The following is a 14,995-nucleotide window of genomic DNA, read 5'->3' on the forward strand; positions in this document are numbered from 1 at the left end:
GGGTTAATGCGTGATGGAAAAAATCAAAAAGACTTTTCATGAGCAAATAGCCGAAAATTTGATTGAGCAACTAAAGAAGGGCACTGCACCTTGGCAAAAGCCGTGGCAGCCAGGAGATCCACTTCTAACATTACCGAATAACCCAACAACGGGTAAAAACTACAAGGGCATTAATGTGTTGCAATTGATGTGTCAGGGGCGCACTGATCCGCGCTGGCTGACGTACAAACAGGCAGTAAACTTTGGCGCACAGGTTCGTAAAGGTGAAAAAAGCACACTGGTGCAGCATTGGAAATTTGCGGATGAGCGCATCAAAAAAGATGACAACGGCAATCCTGTTCTGGATAGCGAGGGTAGGCAAATTAAAGAACAGGTAAAACTTGAGCGTCCGAGAGTGTTTTATGCATCCGTATTCAATGCTGAACAGATTGATAACTTGCCCAAGCTTGATATTAAAGCCCCCGATTGGGAGCCGCTGGATCGTGCCGAACAAATATTGCAACAATCCAATGCCGTCATCCATCATGGTGAAAATGACCGCGCATTTTACCGGCCATCAACGGACAGCATTCATTTGCCGCACAAGCACCAGTTTTCAGCACCGGAACACTATTACGCAACGGCACTACATGAACTGGGACATTGGAGTGGATCGGAGGCACGTTTGAATCGTGATCTCTCACATCCATTCGGTAGCGAAGGTTACGCAAAAGAAGAATTACGTGCTGAGATTGCCAGTATGTTGCTAGGGGGAGAATTGGGCATTGGTCATGATCCAGAACAACATGCTGCTTATGTGGGTTCATGGATCAAGGTATTGGAAGAAGACCCGAAAGAGATTTTTAGAGCGGCGGCTGATGCTGAAAAAATCAAGGATTACGTACTATCATTCTCAAAGCAACAGGAAATTGTTGATCAGGAGGAAATCACGATGGATCAGACCAGCCAGCAGAATAATGATGCAGACTCACGTAAATACCTATTTGTTCCTTATGCAGAAAAAGATCTGGCGAAAGCCGCCGGTGCTTGCTGGGATAACACGGCCAAAGCCTGGTATGTAGGGCCAGAAGCGGATATTCGCACCTTGCAGCGTTGGCTGCCTGAGAATGTTTCCGGACAGCAGGATCCCGCTATGTCGCCTGAAGCTGAATTTGCCGACTTACTGCGCTCTCACGGTTGCGTTGTTGACGACAATCATCCGCTAATGGATGGCAGCAAACACAGAGTCAAGGTTATCGGTGACAAGCCCGGTGAAAAATCCGGGTTTTATGTGGCACATCTGGATGGGCATCCTGCCGGATATTTCAAGAATAATCGGTCAGGGCTTGAGACACGCTGGAAGGCCAAAGGATATTCCTTAACTGACGAGCAAAAAACGGCGCTTGTGACAAAGGCCGCCATCAAGCAGCAAAGTAGAAAAGCCGAGCAACACCAGCAGCAATTGAAAGTTGCGGAAGCTATCAAGGAATTACTGGCAATCGCACCACTTGCAGATTCTGAACATCCTTACCTGTTGGATAAGAATGCACGGCCAGGTGATTTGAGAGTCGTACCTGAGAATGCAGATGCTTTGCCCGCTGATTCTATGATTAAAATTGGTAAAGACTGGAAGGAAGCCAAGGCATTACGTGAAGAAAGCCCAGGCAGCATCGTTTTAACAGCCGGTGATTTGTTGCTACCGGCAGAAGACATCAATGGGCAAACCTGGACAGTGCAAACGATACAACCGGGTGGTGCCAAGTTTTTTGTAACAGGTAGCAAAAAAGAAAGCAATTTTCATGTGGTTGATAGTGAATATCGGGGATTGGCTGCACTCGACAATGTTAAGGCGATTGTGATCGCAGAAGGCTATGCAACTGCAGATACCTTATCGCAAGCCTTAAATTGTCCGGTTGTGGCTGCATTTGATTCTGGCAATTTGTCCAAAGTTGCTCAAGTTTTGCATGAAAAATACCCTCAGAAACCCATTGTAATCGCAGGTGATGATGATTTCATACAAGAATCAGTTAATGGCATCAATCCAGGCCGGGAAAAAGCTATCGAAGCCGCAAAGCTGGTGAATGGTGGGTTAGTTTTTCCGACATTTGCACCCGATGAGCAAGTGTCACTGAAACTTAGTGATTTTAATGATCTGGCGAATAAGAGCACTCTGGGTATTGAAGCAGTCAAACGTCAGGTTGGAACGGTTGTTGAAAAAATATCTCAGCAGGTTAAACAGGACAGCTTATTGAAGTTACAAGTCCCTATTGAACCTAAGCAGCAGGAAATCAAGCAAAAACGGGCATTGATCAGGTAATCCTATAACGATCGAATCATCCCGGGACACTGGGAAGGCGATTTAATCTGCGGCACCCAAAAGTCGTATATCGCAACCTTAGTCGAACGAAGCTCCCGCTGGTTAAATTAACTGGAAACGATACTCATACTGTGGTTAGCGCTATCACCCAGAAAGTCTTTGAGCTGCCCCAGCAACTAAAAAAATCATTGACCTGGGATCGAGGGATGGAATTGGCGCAGCACAAACTGTTCACTATTGATACCGATATCAAAGTCTATTTCTGTGATCCTAAGTCACCTTGGCAAAAAGGAACCAATGAGAATACTAATAAACTACTCCGTCAATATATGCCTAAAAAGATCGATCTATCCGTTTATTCACAGGAGCAACTCGACATGATGGCAGAAGAGTTAAATGATCGGCCAAGAAAAACGTTGAATTTTTTATCGCCATCACAGAAAATTTCAGTAGTGTTGCAATGACCGGTTGAATCTCCAGTTGCTTTTTTTAGGATCTCACACTCCCGTTTCAGCCTTACGTTCTCAGCACGTAACCGGGATAGATCCATTTGTTCCGGTGTGACAGCCTTGGTACCTTTACCGTTAAGTTTGCCTGCCTCTGCCAACTTTACCCAGTTGCGCAGTGTTTGTTCTACCAATCCCAGTTCCTTCGCTACCAGAACAATCGACTTTCCCATCCTCACTTGCTTGACCGCTTGCTCCTTGAACTCGGTCGTGTATTCCTGCTTCGGTATCTTCTTCATCGTCTTCCTCTCAGTAGTAACGTTAATTGTACGTCACCCTTGGAAGACTATTTTTCGGGGGAAGCTCATTTTTGCTTATTATTTCAAAGTGGAAACATATACAGTAAACAGCTCTGTAATAACTACAGGCTCTTGTGCGAAATTTATATGATCACTATCAACTATTGGTTTTATATGCTTAAATCATCCTTGCAATAATAATTGAGATTATTAGTTTTATTGTAAATTTTTATTATTCTATTCTTAGAGGACTTGGGAAAGTTTAAATACTCTTATTTTTTATTGAAATTGCTATTAAATATTTCATCAATAATGAAGGAAAATGTTATGAAAAAATATTTTTGTACTTTTAATCGTGTAACGCCTCTCAATCACTCCTGTTTTATTTTCAATAGATCAATATCAGCTTTTAATTTTTTTAATTTCCTTTATTTTTACTGCTGCATTTTATTAATAACTGGGTTGTTGCTTACTGCACATTCTGTCCAAGCTGAAGTTAATTCAGGTGATATTTTAGTCCTGGATATAGCGGGCGGGTCAGATGGGCGCGGTGCATTATATGTAGTAAATCCAAAATCTGGTCAGCGTACTATACTCAGTGACTTTGGTAATACTGCACAAGGTGAGCTTGGATTAATTGCTTCAAGCGTAGTGGTATTTAAATGTAATTCTGATAAGCATAATAATTTTAATTCTCAAAACAAACCACATTCTGAATGCGCAAAGGATGAGTTATTGCAGATTTTTGTATCGGATATTTTTGCAGGAGGGGAAGGTGGTGCTATATTTAAAATCGATTCTAGCACTGGCGATCGCACTTTAGTCAGCAACTTCGGTCAGGGCAATATTCGAGGGCCTTTATATCCTGGCCTAGCAGTGAATGAAAAAGGACAGATACTAACTAATATATTTAGATTAATTCCAGATAATGATAATCTTAACCCTGCAATAGTTCGTATAAATCCTGAATCCGACATGCGAATTATACTTAGTGATTTCACTAACCTTGACCAGGGAACAGTTGTTCAAGATTGGCTTATTTCCGATTTAATTATAGAGCCATCTGGAGAAATCTTGACCGGTACATCCAATGTGAATGGTCTCGGTGCAGCGATTTATAGAGTTAATCCAAAAACTGGCAAACGCACGATTTTGAGTGATTTTACTAATGGCGCACAAGGACCTTCTTCCGATTTGTTATATAACCCCGGCGGCTTAGCGATTGAGAAATCAAGAAAAATTTTAGCTTTATCAAGTCCAGGACCAAATGGTGGTACAGGAAATTTTCTTTTACGAATAAATCCAAAAACAGGTCAGCGCGTTATTTTGAGTAATTTCGATGATCCTAAACAAGGCCCTTTAGCGCAAAATATCGTGGGGGTAGCGATAGAGAAATCTGGCAAAATAATCGCTTCTGGTCAGTTATCAGAAGATAATCATGTCCTTTTCCGAATAAATCCAAAGACAGGGGAGCGTGTTGTATTAAGTGATGATTTAAATTCAGATCAAGGTCCTAAATTTAATCTAATTCAAGACACAGCAATTGTTCCGTCAGTCGAAAGGCCATAATGCTCTAGACTAGCAGAGATTAATAATATCTGATGAGCTGCCATAGTTCCTTGGCAAGTTCATCAGGTTAATTTTTACAGGGCCATTCAGATTCTTAAAATGCAGTTCAAAATTAATCTTTACGTCTGTGAACGAGCGAGGGTTTTGTTTGTTCCTTACCTATATACTTTTTTGACCGGGGTATCGTAAGGATTCCTGCGTGAATGAGTAACATCCATGATTTCGTTACATCAGGAATAGGTTATTTATTTATAAATATTATTAATCAACAGGTTGAAATAAATTTATCTATTGCCGATAATTCACATTATGTAAAATAGGATATATTCTCAATCATCAAAGGAAAAAATTTCATAAGATTATATCCAGTAGAACTTCCCTCAACATTCCTTCCTATTTATTCACATTTCGCTGAATATCCTTATATCCGTTAAGTGATATAAACCTTTTAAATCAATATGGAACACTATGCTGTTCAACTGATTTAGTTTCCAAAAGTTTGTAATGATGTTGCCTTTAGGCAGAAAAAATGGAAGATGGGTAAATTCCAACAAAGGTACGTAATGCGTCATTCGTTCTTAAGATTGCTTATTTTTCTCGTTAGAATCCTTCACATACGCATAAAGTGTTGGTTTCGAGATATTCATCATTTCGCAGATTGTTTTGATCGGTAGCTTCTTTTCTTGATACAGTTCAACCGTCAACTGGCGTTTAGTGGTATCTAGCGATTTAGGTCGACCGCCTTTGCGGCCCCTAGCACGAGCTGCTGCAAGCCCTGCACGCGTACGATCTTCGATCAGATTACGCTCAAACTCTGCTAAAGCACCAAAGATGTGAAAGATTAACTTTCCGCTACTTGATCGAGTATCGATTGATTCTTCAAGGCTCCGAAAGCTTACACCCCATTGCTCCAGACGATTAACCCATTCAATTAAATCTTTCAGAGAACGACCCAAACGATCTAATCGCCAAACTACCAATGTATCACCTTTACGTAGTAATTCACTGAGCTGTGTCAGACCAGAGCGTTCAGTTTTAACTCCACTAACCTTATCTACAATTATTTTCTCACACCCTGCCGCTTTGAGGGCATCTTCCTGTAAATCAGACTTTTGATCATCCGTCGATACTCGTGCATAACCGATCAGCATGGCAAATAAGTAAAGAAACTCATTATATAGCACATTATTGTTTACCTTGATTTCTTTACCGGGTATATTACCTAAAATCCCGCTATTTAGGAAACAAATAATGATTTTTTGAGCAAGTAAAACAAACCACCGTTTTCTTTACCTCAGCAAGGAGGTCATCATGCCGCGAATGCGTATTCTCAATACTGTTGAACGGTACGATTTTGATTTTCCACCGACATTTAACTCCCTTCAACGTAAAAAGTACTTTTATTTCTCTGACACTCTTTATCACATGGTATCAGGCTTGCGATCGCCGGCACATCAGGTCGGATTTCTGATTAGCTGCGGTTATTTTCTAGCGACTAAAAAATTTTTTGCAGCTAACGAGTTTAGAGCGGTTGATGTTGAATATGTTACCCAAAAACTGGGATTGCCAGATGTATTGGTTAATTTGCATGAATACAATGATCGTACTCGTCAGAAACATCAACAGACCATACTCAAGTATTACGGTTATCAAGCTTTTAGCAGCCAAGCCAAAGCATTTTTAAACGAAGAAATTAATATTATGGTACGTTCTCAGTTAAAGCCTCGTTTGATCTTCTGGCGCTGCATTGATTTGCTGATACGGGAAAAGGTGCAGTTGCCGGGTTGTTTCACTTTGACTGATTTAATTACAGCAGTGATCAATCGACGTAAAGATCAATTAGTAAACATCATTCAACAACAACTATCCTCAGAAGCTAAACAAGCATTGGAAGCCCTGTTTGAGCAAACCCCTGTATTCGGTGAACAACACCCAGGAGCAACTTCGGCTTATCGACTGACTCTGCTAAAAAAATTGTCGCAATCAGCACGTCCAGCAAAAATCAAAGAACGCGTTGTTGACTTGGTGTTGATTGGAGAATTGTATGGCCAGTTCCAATCGACCCTGCGAGCACTGGACTTAAACCGTGATGGAATCCGTTATTACGCCAATAGTGTGTTGAAATCAGAAATCTTTCAGATCACCCGACGGCGTGATGAAGACCGTTATTTGCATTTGTTGGCGTTTATTGCTCACCAGTATTATCGTCTGCAAGATAATCTAGTTGATGTGTTACTAAACAGCATTAAGAGCTATCAAAACGGCGCTCAGCGTGAGCATAAAGAACAGCGTTATGCACAACGGGTAGAGCGCAATCAGGTGGTAAATAAATTGCTGCGCTACATCAATAGCAATTGGCTGAGCTTAGTATCAGAGATTCAGACCGTCATACAGGATGAAGCGCTGACCGATGCGGAAAAAGTGAATCGGATCGAAGCATTATTACCCAAAGATCAACAAGACTTGATAAATCTACGGGATAAGTTGGTAACACAGTTAAATGAGGATGACTATTACCAAATTCTTGAAGCGCGTTCTCTGCGTTTGCAAAACCGTGTCAGTCCGATTCTCAAAGTGCTCACATTTCAGTGCGAACCGGCAGCGCAAGGATTGCTGGCAGCCTTGAATCACTTTAGAAACAATGACGGCCGCATTGATAAAACTGCACCGGTTTCATTTCTGACTGAGGAGGAATATACAGCAGTCACAACTGGTGAGCGCTTTCGCGTGTCGTTATACAAAGCATTTTTGTTTCTACATGTGCAAAATGGCATAAAATCCGGCACTGTAAATTTACATCATTCTTATAAATATCGTCCACTGGACGATTATTTGATCAGCAAGGGTCGCTGGCAACAAGAGAAATACATTCTGCTGGAACGAGCGGGACTACTAGATTTTGTTGATTCTGAGCAAGTACTGAAGCAATTAGATGAAGCGCTATTGCAGCAATACCAAGTGACTAATCAGCATATCGCAACCGGTGACAATACTTTGGTCAGTTTCGATGCTAAGGGACGTTTTCAGTTAAAAACGCCACAAAAAGAATCACATGGTGCAGATGCAGAGCCGCTACGCAATTTTTTTCCTGAACGACAATATGTGTCATTACTGGAAGTAATGGCTACTGTCGATCGTTATAGTGGTTTTTTGAACGAATTCCAACATTGGCAACAGCGCTATCACCATCAGCGTCCAAAAAAGCAGACTTTTTTTGCCGGTATCATCGGTCTGGGTTGCGAGATTGGCACACCGAAAATGGCCCGCATCTCACAGGCGATCAATGAATCGGAGCTGGAGCGCACAGTTAATTGGTTTTTCTCACTTGAGGGTACTCGTGCTGCCAATGATCGTGTTGTGGCATTGATTGATCAGATGGGATTACCCAATTGTTATCGACGTACTCCCGATCAGCTGCATACGTCCAGTGATGGCCAGAAATTTGAGGTTTTAAATGATTCTTTGAATGCCAGCTATTCATTCAAGTATGCCGGAAAAGATCTAGCCAGCAGTGTCTATAGCTTTATTGATGAGCGTAATATCTTATGGTATTCCACCGTATTCAGTGCCGCTGAGCGGGAAAGTGCTTTTGTTATCGACGGTTTGATGCACAATGATGTCATTAAAAGTGATATTCATTCTACTGATACTCATGGTTACAGCGAGGTTATTTTTGGCGCAACACATTTGCTGGAATTTTCTTATGCTCCGAGAATCAAGAACCTGAAGAAACAGCAGCTGTATCTGTTTAAAAATCATCGGCACATTGATCGTTCAAACTGGAAGATTCAACCATCAGGCTATATTGATACTGATCTGATTATCCGCCATTGGGATGATATTTTACGAATGATTACAACAATTAAACTCAAAGAAACTACTGCATCAGACATATTCAGACGACTAAATTCCTATTCCAAGCAACACACCTTGTACAAAGCACTCAAAGCATTTGGTCAGATCATTAAATCGCTGTTCATCTTGCGATACATTGATGATGTAGCTCTACGCCAAGCCATTGAGAAACAGCTGAACAAGATCGAGCATTCTCACAAATTCACCCGTGCAGTATCGGTAGGCAATCCTCGAGAGCTGATTGAGACTGAGAAGCAAGAGCAAGAAGTCGCAGAAAGTTGCAAGCGGTTGATTAAAAACTGCATCATTTGCTGGAATTATCTGTACTTAATTCAGAAACTATCTGACACGAATGATCCTGCGTATAAAACCGCGCTGCAAGAGGCACTGGCAAACGGTTCTATTATTACTTGGTTACATATTAATTTGCTGGGAGTATACGATTTCTCAGAGGAAAAACTGCAAGATACGGTAGGTATTCAAATGCCAAAACTAGCACTTGAAGCAGAGGTAAAGTAAAAAAGGAGGCAAACAGTGAATGACGCATTACGTACCTTTGTTGGAATTTACCCATTGATGAGAATCTGGTACAGGCAGTCTGGGAAAAAGGACGAGGGATGCTGGAGCAAGATACATCCGAGTGGCGCAAGGACCAATGTGGCGCGTGGATAAACCGGCAACAATATAATAATGTGAAGTCAGAATATGGTTGGAAGATCGTAAATGTTAAGCCAGGCAGTCCAGATTCCCTGGAAAACCTGCAGCCATTTCACTGGAATAATGATTTCGATATTGCAAACGATAAGCCACACTGCAGGGTCACGGCGGACCGAACTGGATTGTTGCCCACTCAAGACATCGATATGCCGCACAATACCAGCGCTTGATCTACCAGTATATGGCTGGTTTTATTGATACGGAAGCTTGCAGGGTGCTAAATCGAAAAAAGAAATAATTTCTTCTACACACCCTGCTAACATAAGTTGGCAGCAAAAGGAGATTAATCAATTATTCGTCTAAAATTATAAAAAGAGACAGCTGCTGCGCAAAGCAGAAGTAAAGGCCAGAACTGAACGATGCCTTCGTACCATCGCGAACCTACGGTGATCGGAATTACTAATCTAAAATCCAGCTGATTCTCATCTACGCCAGAAAGATGAAGCACGTATTCTCCCGGTTCATCAACGTGAATCTCAAGAGAAATACTGCCTGAATGATAATTTTTTGCGGGAATTGAAAAAAGCGCTTTCCCCAATTTGCCATCAGCCTCCCTGAACAGGCTGAGTGCCACCGATCGCTCACGTACGGAAACAGGATACAGTAAGTCAATGGTGATACTGAGTATGCCTGGGCTGGGTACTTTTCCACATAAAATGGGAACAGACATTGCACTTAAGGCATCCTGCGGTATTTCATAGTCTTTAGGAATAAAATAGGCAGAATAACCAATTAACAATGTATCAGACTCAATTGTGCAAGTACCACCACGAAACCCTTTTGGGTATGTTTCCGACATGTCGCCTTGAGAACTTACGTGGAACTGCATTCCAATCAGAATAATGACCATTAGCGTACTGATAGCAATCATAAGACGCCGGGTATGTATCGATAAATTTTGCCAGATTGCAGTCATAAACTCCTCCTTGGAAATGTTTGCTGGGATCGAAAAGGGGATAATTTGCTTAACTCATTGCTGCCGAAAACCAGTATCTGGATTTACTCGCAATAAACAGGACTACCCATAAGGTAAGAATAAAGGGAGATGCCAGAACAGGCAGGCCCATGGGTGTCAGTAGACTAGATAATACTGCCTGGCACAGCACGGCCAGAATACCGGCCAGGATCGCCAGCAAGGCGCTTTTGGCACTGGGCTCGAGAAAAACCCAGCCGATTGCAATCATGACCAGGGCCGGATTGAATCCATAGAGTCCCGCCTCGATAGCACTTGCATGGACGCCGAGTATTGCGGGTACGACAACCCCGATGAAAGCGCCGCCAATCACCATCAGCGCGCCGCGCAGGGAGGCGATGGCAATTCCGGTAAGAAGCATGCCGCCGGCAAGCGTATTGTCGGTAAAGATAACCTGGCCTATGCCTCTTGCCAGTGCAGTGAACCATGTTTCCAGAGGGAGGGTACCTATATCCATGACGGCTAACTGCATGCTTGCTGCGGGTAACGCTGGGCCAAGTGCGTAGCTGTCGAAGGCGTAGATCGTTACCAGAAATACCCAGCTGACCAGGACAAATGGTGAAGTTGCGGCTGGCATGTTAAAGAGCTGGAGCATTCTGGTCAGAACTGCCCACATGAGGCTCGACAGCATGGATGCCAATACAATATAGAGCCAGAGCTGGGGCGTATGTTCAAGAAATATTGAGAGGCAGGCGCCTGACAGCACACCGTTGAAGCCATATAATCCTGCTTCGATATCGGCTTTGCAGAATCTGCAGGCATGAGCAGTCACAGTGCTGCTGATCAAGCCAACGGTTGCAGCCAGCCCTGTGATCGTTCCGCCTGCGTAGAATGCCGCCAGTACGATCAATCCTGTGACGGCGTTGTTACAGAAAACGACCTGTCCGGCACCCCTCAGCAAAATGCGTAGAGGTGTGGGTATCCTCTTGTCCAAATTTAATGACCAGTTCAAGGTGGTGTTCCTCTTTTAAATTGAGTGCATCTTTGTTGCCTGATTGTTGGTGCAAGGGGCGCTGCGCAGGATGTCCTCTGCAGTCAGTCGTCCGATATGGGCGACTTCGCCATTGCCGGTCACCATCGCGGTTACGATGGTGCCATCGATCAGGAGGCTCAATTTCTTCGTGACCAATTCGGGATCCTGTATACCACTTTGCGCAACCATTGCTTGCAGCCTGGCATTGATTTTTTCGCCGTGCCGGTTGGCAATTTCCTGTATCCAACTGTTACCCTTATCGTGCTCGGCGACCGCATTGATGAACACGCAGCCGTAAAAATCCTCGCTTTTGAACCAGTTCTGCATCAGATCAAACAAGGCCAGGATACGCTCAACGGGAGAGCAATGCATTTGCGGCAAATCCCGATCGAACCAGCGAAACCAGATACTTGCTTCAGCCTCGAATACTGCCTTGAGCAAGTTTTCTTTCGAGCCGAAATGCAGATACAGCGTGCGGCGGGATACGCCTGATTCTTCGATAATTCTGGCGATGCCCGTGGCATGTATGCCTTCCTTGCAAAACAGGCGGCAGGCCGTCTGCAGCAATTTTCTTTTATTGGTTTCTTTCCGTGAATGATGTCTGGGTCGTGCCTGCGTTCCGGTGTCTAACATAGCAATGATCGATTGGGTACTTCGCCTTCAGAGCGGCAGCGAAGCTTGATTGAAAATTTCCATTATCGTCCCGCCGCCAATTGTTGTTTGATTTTTTTTGCGATTCTGCCAGCCTCGAGACGGATTTCCCGTAGCAGACCACTTAATGGGTTTACTTGCCCGATGAAGTAGAGGCGGGGGGCGTCCTTGAACTCCTGGTCGCCCGAAATAACCGATCTGTCATTCTCGTCGGTGATGCCTGGCACTTGAACCAGTTTGGAAATTCCGGTGCGAAAACCTGTGCCCGCGATGATGACATCGGGCTCCAGCGTCGTGAGTGAATGGGTGCTGCCGGGATCGGTTGTCAGCGTGCGCAGGACATGTACGGTTCGCCCGGTGATTTTCTGGATCGGACCAACGATTCTGATCCGGCCGGCCCGGACATCGTCCACGAAAGGACGATAGAGAATGGGTACGACATTGTTGATGGCGTATTGTTTGGAGAGTGGCAGGGTCGGATAGGGAAGACCATGCGCGCTCAGGTTGCCGATCATGCTGCGCTGCAGGAAGCTCAATATGCGATCCACGATAGTACCGGGCCAGTAGCGGGTCCATACGCCAATACCGATCAGTGGAATGCCATAAACGCTTTTAGGCAGGATATGCGGGGGCGTTCTGCCCGATACGGTGACATGACTGGCGTGTTCGGTCAGCCTGCTGGCAATTTCGGCGGCAGAATTGCCGGTGCCGATGACCAGCACATGCTTGCCGGAAAAATCTTGAGCGTTCTTGAATTTCGAGGAGTGAATGATCTCGCCGGGGAAAGTTTCCATGCCTTCCCATTTGGGTATGACTGGAATGCGGCACCCGCCAATGGCCATGACCACAGCGCGTGATTCAAAACGTTTGCCATCAATGCTGGTGATGATCCACAGGTCGCGGTCGGGATCGTAATTGACCTGTTTGATATCGATGTTTGTTTGTACTGTAAATCCTCCCCGCTCAGGGAAGGTCTCCAGCAGGCGCACCACTTCCTCGCGCGAAGGCCAGGAGCCGGCGGAGAGGGGAAATTTGCTGCCTGACAAGGCCGAGAAATAGCGGCCGGAATTCAGGCGTACGCCATCATAGTGATTGCGCCAGACATCCCCCACCGCAGCGGTGCGTTCCAGTACCAGCGGTTCCAGGCCCGCTCTGGCCAGCTCATAGGCGGCTGACAATCCTGCCGGGCCTGCGCCGACCACGGCTACATCGTGAATATCATTATTTTTCATAGTTCACCTTGTTTGGTATGCAGTTATTCATGCTCAAAAATGCACGCGACTGGCTGCCATAAATCCCGATGCGCGGATGAAGTACTCAGGAAGCATGCGTTGCGGTTGCTTCAGCGTGGTGAACAATCTCGACATCGATCGGCACCGGTCGCATGATCGTGTCCGGGATGGGCGCGGTTGGAAATACTTTTTCCATTAGCGCGATGACCTTTTCTTCCGGGGCATCGGTCTGGATATCGACAACGATTTTGATATTTTCGTAACCAGGCGTGCCTGCCTCCAGACCAAAGGCTGTCCGGAAATTGACTCGGCCCGAAACGTTCATGCGCAGGGATTCCACATGGATGCGGGCGGCTGATAAAGCGGCGATATAAGTATTGACCAGGCAAGCACCCACAGCTGCCAGCAGTAAATCTTCCGGTGTGGCGCCCATTTCTTCCCCGCCATAGCGTTTGGGTTCATCGGAAAGCACCACTTGGCCATCGGTGGTGTGCGTGGTGCTATGAAAGCCGCTGTCCCACTCAACTGTCGCCCGGTAGCCAGGGTTAGCGATATCGCCTTTGTCATTTGCTTTGATCGAATCGAGCGCTGCCCGTATCCGTTTCAGGTCGAGTCCATTCACGATAATGTCGGTGGTTGAATTAATCATAGCTAAGTCTCCATGATGAGCGCAGGTGGTGGAAATGAATTCCCCTTATCTGCCTGATAAAAATATTTTACTGATTGTCATTCTAGCACACTTATCGCAAAAAGTATACCGATCGTTCTCTTTTTAAATCCTCTTCTAAAACAGATGGATAGCCTAGAAAATTAGAAACCTGAGGCGCGCGAGGTGTGTTGATGAGCTATGAAGAAAGGCAGCATGGTCGGTTGAGTTTTTCGGTGGTGTGATGATCAAAGAAGGCGCCAGTGCGAGACTGAACGAAACATCAGGTCGAGAATAAAGAAAAATAAAAGCGGTGATTGGGATTCTTGCAAACAATAACCTCAATCGTTACTCTTATTTTTCTTGATTCGCGACCTGACCCCGATATTGCGATACAAAAGCTCAAATCAATATGAAGCAGAGGCAGTAAAATGAGAAAAATTGCTTAATTGGTGTTCCTGGAATTTGTTGACTACGTCACCCACTACTCTTTAGAAGCTGTCTGGCAAAACGATTTCCATTAGAATCAAGGATTTTGATAACAAGCTAAGAGATGTCATACAAAACGGATATAAATAATGAGGAATGGAACTTGATAAAAAAGAGTTTGATCCTGTCAGCAAACGTGGCAATAGTCACAAACATAGCAAAAGAACCATTGTGAATGCCATTCTGTATGTTGTCAAAGGCGGTATCCAGTGGCGGCTGATGCCGAACGATTTTCCTCCCTGGCAGACTGTTTACGATCATTTTAGCCGGTGGAACAAGCGTGGTGTCTGGGAGGAATGCCTGGATAAGTTGACGCTCTTTTCTCGTCAAAAAGCTGGACGCTGTGCCGTACCCAGTTATGGCATCATTGATGCACAAAGCGTGAAAACTCAGTACGCCAGCGAAGAACGAGGAATTGATGGTGGCAAAAAAGTTAAAGGTCACAAGCGGCATATCGTGGTAGACATTCTCGGTAATTTACTCCACGTCAAAGTTCATGCTGCCAATGTGAGCGATACCAAAAGCGCTTGTACAGTGCTGGAAGGTGTCATCGATAAATACCCTTCACTCAAAGCATTCTCAGGGGATGCCGGTTATCGAGGTACAGCAGTTGATTTCGTAGTTAATGGGCTAGGCCTGGCTTTGCACATTTCAGAGAAAATCGAAGGTAAATGGGCTGTTTTACCGAAGCGGTGGGTGGTCGAGCGCACGTTTTCCTGGCTTGGTAACTTTCGCCGTTTATCCAAGGATTTCGAAATCTTGCCGGCTACTGCCGAAAACATGATTCGAATCGCCATGATGAAAATAACACTTGCAAAATGCGTCTAATATTTTACCAGACAGCTTCTT

General features: G+C 44.6%; 11 protein-coding genes and 2 pseudogenes. 6 read left to right on the forward strand and 7 right to left on the reverse strand.

Annotated features, from left to right (window positions below; translation table 11 throughout):
- Nucleotides 1-13 precede the first annotated feature (13 nt).
- Both DU481_RS09335 and DU481_RS09340 read left to right on the forward strand, forming a co-directional pair.
- Nucleotides 14-2,296, forward strand: coding sequence for a zincin-like metallopeptidase domain-containing protein (locus DU481_RS09335; protein WP_350134004.1), 2,283 nt, complete (start codon nt 14-16; stop codon nt 2,294-2,296).
- 9 nt (nt 2,297-2,305) lie between these two features.
- Nucleotides 2,306-2,768 (forward strand): annotated as a pseudogene (locus DU481_RS09340) (IS30 family transposase); the annotation flags it as partial.
- A gap of 9 nt (nt 2,769-2,777) precedes the next feature.
- Here the strand turns inward: DU481_RS09340 and DU481_RS09345 are convergent.
- Nucleotides 2,778-3,041: pseudogene (locus DU481_RS09345) on the reverse strand (transposase); the annotation flags it as partial.
- Nucleotides 3,042-3,368: 327 nt separating this feature from the next.
- Between DU481_RS09345 and DU481_RS09350 the strand changes: the two are divergent.
- A complete protein-coding gene (locus DU481_RS09350; RefSeq protein WP_110341116.1) occupies nt 3,369-4,610 on the forward strand; it encodes an NHL repeat-containing protein in 1,242 nt (413 codons plus the stop codon).
- 578 nt (nt 4,611-5,188) lie between these two features.
- Here the strand turns inward: DU481_RS09350 and DU481_RS09355 are convergent.
- Nucleotides 5,189-5,794: a recombinase family protein gene (locus tag DU481_RS09355; RefSeq protein ID WP_502889937.1), complete on the reverse strand. Its 606-nt coding sequence runs from the start codon at nt 5,792-5,794 to the stop codon at nt 5,189-5,191.
- Nucleotides 5,795-5,921: 127 nt separating this feature from the next.
- Here DU481_RS09355 and DU481_RS09360 point away from each other — a divergent pair, with 127 nt between their 5' ends.
- Nucleotides 5,922-8,984 (forward strand): Tn3 family transposase, encoded by a 3,063-nt coding sequence (locus tag DU481_RS09360; RefSeq protein ID WP_110341112.1) that lies wholly within the window; start codon nt 5,922-5,924, stop codon nt 8,982-8,984.
- Between the two features lie 98 nt (nt 8,985-9,082).
- Complete coding sequence (locus tag DU481_RS09365) at nt 9,083-9,352, forward strand: hypothetical protein (protein ID WP_110341110.1); 270 nt, start codon at nt 9,083-9,085, stop codon at nt 9,350-9,352.
- A gap of 113 nt (nt 9,353-9,465) precedes the next feature.
- Here DU481_RS09365 and DU481_RS09370 read toward each other — a convergent pair whose 3' ends face one another.
- From DU481_RS09370 to DU481_RS09390, 5 genes are all read right to left on the reverse strand, one after another.
- Entirely contained in the window at nt 9,466-10,098 is a 633-nt protein-coding gene (locus tag DU481_RS09370; protein WP_107790322.1) for a hypothetical protein, read from the reverse strand.
- Between the two features lie 49 nt (nt 10,099-10,147).
- Nucleotides 10,148-11,107, reverse strand: a complete 960-nt coding sequence (gene yut, locus DU481_RS09375; protein ID WP_107790321.1) for an urea transporter — start codon at nt 11,105-11,107, stop codon at nt 10,148-10,150.
- Between the two features lie 15 nt (nt 11,108-11,122).
- Nucleotides 11,123-11,761: a TetR/AcrR family transcriptional regulator gene (locus DU481_RS09380; RefSeq protein WP_110341108.1), complete on the reverse strand. Its 639-nt coding sequence runs from the start codon at nt 11,759-11,761 to the stop codon at nt 11,123-11,125.
- A gap of 62 nt (nt 11,762-11,823) precedes the next feature.
- Nucleotides 11,824-13,011, reverse strand: a complete 1,188-nt coding sequence (locus tag DU481_RS09385; RefSeq protein ID WP_110341106.1) for a flavin-containing monooxygenase — start codon at nt 13,009-13,011, stop codon at nt 11,824-11,826.
- A gap of 85 nt (nt 13,012-13,096) precedes the next feature.
- A complete protein-coding gene (locus DU481_RS09390) occupies nt 13,097-13,660 on the reverse strand; it encodes an OsmC family protein (RefSeq protein ID WP_350134008.1) in 564 nt (187 codons plus the stop codon).
- Nucleotides 13,661-14,242: 582 nt separating this feature from the next.
- Here DU481_RS09390 and DU481_RS09395 point away from each other — a divergent pair.
- On the forward strand, nt 14,243-14,974 hold the full coding sequence (locus tag DU481_RS09395; RefSeq protein ID WP_207896489.1) for an IS5 family transposase: 732 nt from the start codon (nt 14,243-14,245) through the stop codon (nt 14,972-14,974).
- Nucleotides 14,975-14,995 lie beyond the last annotated feature (21 nt).

It is taken from the genome of Nitrosomonas sp. (assembly GCF_040240425.1).
Taxonomy (GTDB): domain Bacteria; phylum Pseudomonadota; class Gammaproteobacteria; order Burkholderiales; family Nitrosomonadaceae; genus Nitrosomonas.

Coding starts and splice junctions, on each gene's coding strand:
- DU481_RS09335 (WP_350134004.1), top strand. CDS start 14: ATGGAAAAAATCAAAAAGACTTTTCATGAGCAAATAGCCGAAAATTTG.
- DU481_RS09350 (WP_110341116.1), top strand. CDS start 3,369: ATGAAAAAATATTTTTGTACTTTTAATCGTGTAACGCCTCTCAATCAC.
- DU481_RS09360 (WP_110341112.1), top strand. CDS start 5,922: ATGCCGCGAATGCGTATTCTCAATACTGTTGAACGGTACGATTTTGAT.
- DU481_RS09365 (WP_110341110.1), top strand. CDS start 9,083: ATGCTGGAGCAAGATACATCCGAGTGGCGCAAGGACCAATGTGGCGCG.
- DU481_RS09370 (WP_107790322.1), bottom strand. CDS start 10,098: ATGACTGCAATCTGGCAAAATTTATCGATACATACCCGGCGTCTTATG.
- DU481_RS09380 (WP_110341108.1), bottom strand. CDS start 11,761: ATGTTAGACACCGGAACGCAGGCACGACCCAGACATCATTCACGGAAA.
- DU481_RS09385 (WP_110341106.1), bottom strand. CDS start 13,011: ATGAAAAATAATGATATTCACGATGTAGCCGTGGTCGGCGCAGGCCCG.
- DU481_RS09390 (WP_350134008.1), bottom strand. CDS start 13,660: ATGATTAATTCAACCACCGACATTATCGTGAATGGACTCGACCTGAAA.
- DU481_RS09395 (WP_207896489.1), top strand. CDS start 14,243: ATGGAACTTGATAAAAAAGAGTTTGATCCTGTCAGCAAACGTGGCAAT.